The organism is Geodermatophilus chilensis, assembly GCF_002802985.1.
Taxonomy (GTDB): Bacteria; Actinomycetota; Actinomycetes; order Mycobacteriales; family Geodermatophilaceae; genus Geodermatophilus; species Geodermatophilus chilensis.
Genome location: NZ_NVPT01000338.1, coordinates 1 through 1,637, shown reverse-complemented (window position 1 = coordinate 1,637; position 1,637 = coordinate 1). Strand labels below are relative to the sequence as shown.

Genomic DNA, 1,637 nt, shown 5'->3' with positions numbered 1-1,637 from the left:
GGGCGGCGAACCGGGTGCGCAGGTCGGCCTCCACGTCGAGCACCGCCCGCGAGGTCCAGGACCGGATGTGCTCCGCCACTCCCTCTCGGTTCACCAGGGGAACGCACCGGCCAAGAGCTCGGGCGGTGAGGTCCTCGGCCAACTCGAGGCGCACCGCCGTGTCGGCGACGATGCCCTCCGCGGCGATCAGCCGCTCGACCTCGCCACGGACGGCGGCCGAGTTCCATGCCGAGCGGCCGGCGGCCAGCCGGGTCAGCACGGTGTCGACGGCAGCCTCGCGGTCGAGCGCGCCGATCGCGGTCGGCGCCAGCGAGACGGGGTGGGCGGGATCGCGATAGCCCAGTGACCCCAGCTCGGCTCGCCACCGTGCCACGAGGTCGGCCCCGGAGCGGGGGATGACCTTGTCCGGGCGCCCCTCGGCCCAGGCGCGGGCGTCCCAGGCCCGCCGCAGCGCCGGACCGGGCTGTTCTTCGGGGTGCGCCGCCATCCAGTCGCGTTCGTAGCGGTCCAGGTTGCGCCCGATCTGCGCCGCCCTTGCGCTGAACGGGCCGACGTAGGCGGCAAGCTCCAGTATTTCTCCAGTCGCATCCAGGGTGTAGCCGTGGTCGGCGACTGCAGCCCGGAACTGCGGATCGCAGGCGACCGCAGCGTGCCCGATTCCGTTGATGGCAGCGAGGAAGTCGCGCACGCCGACGGTGTGCAGCCCGCGCCATTGTTCGGCGGCGAACACCCGGGCGCCGATCTGCAGGTGCAGATGGCGGTGCGGGTCTCCGGCGCGGGAGGTGTAGTGCCGCACCGTCACCGCCTCCAGCATCTCCACCGGCACCTGGACCTGGCCGCCGCGCGGGCCGACCCGGGTGGTCGCGTGGGCGGCGAGCCAGCCGACGATCTGGGCGGCGGCGCGGTCCTGGGCGGCGTCGTAGGCGGCCGCGACGTCATAGTGCATCGCGGCGGCCAGCGACCAGGACTTCGGGCCGTTGACCACCACCTCGACGAACCGCACCGCACGCTCATCGGTGCGCAGCCGCCCCCGCGGGTCGCCGGTGTCCGGCTCGCGGCCGGCCACCCAGGTTTCGTAGGTCTCCCCTGTGAGCGGCGTCCGCTCGGCCACCCGTCCGTCGCGGGCCACGAAGCGGCGGGCCAGGCCGGTGCCCTCGGTGAGGTAGTAGTCATCGGCCCGGCCGCGGTCGGCCTCCAGATACGCCCGGGCGGCCGCCGCCGACCCGGCGTACACCTTCATTCCACCGTGCACTTTCAACGCCACCCAACAATGACCAATAGGTCACCCCTAGAAACGGCGATGGGCCCCGCGAAGCGGGGCCCGGACTACCTCTATTGGTAGCATGCGTGCCGCTTTCTTGGGCAAGACTTCTTTGCGCCTGGGCAGGTCGATCGGATGCGATGTGCGAGCTTTTGAGGTGTAGGTGCTGGGGAAACGTTGATAGACGTTGATTGGTCGTTTCACGGAAAGAAGTGGCGTCCCCGGTAGTGGTGTAGATCGTCGGAGGTCCTGAGCTCGTCGGCGTGGTGTCGACGTGTGACAGCGGTGTGCTGATTGGTTGGCGGGGGTATTCAGGCCCGGCGTGCGGGCGTACTCGATGGATCTGCGGAATCGGGTGGTGGCCGCGGTCGATGCC

General features: G+C 70.9%; 1 protein-coding gene. It reads right to left on the bottom strand.

Annotation, left to right across the window (positions count from 1 at the left end):
• Positions 1–1,240: MobF family relaxase (mobF, locus tag CNO22_RS26985; RefSeq protein WP_157937164.1), on the bottom strand; the 1,240-nt coding region annotated here is incomplete at its 3' end.
• Positions 1,241–1,637: the final 397 nt, after the last annotated feature.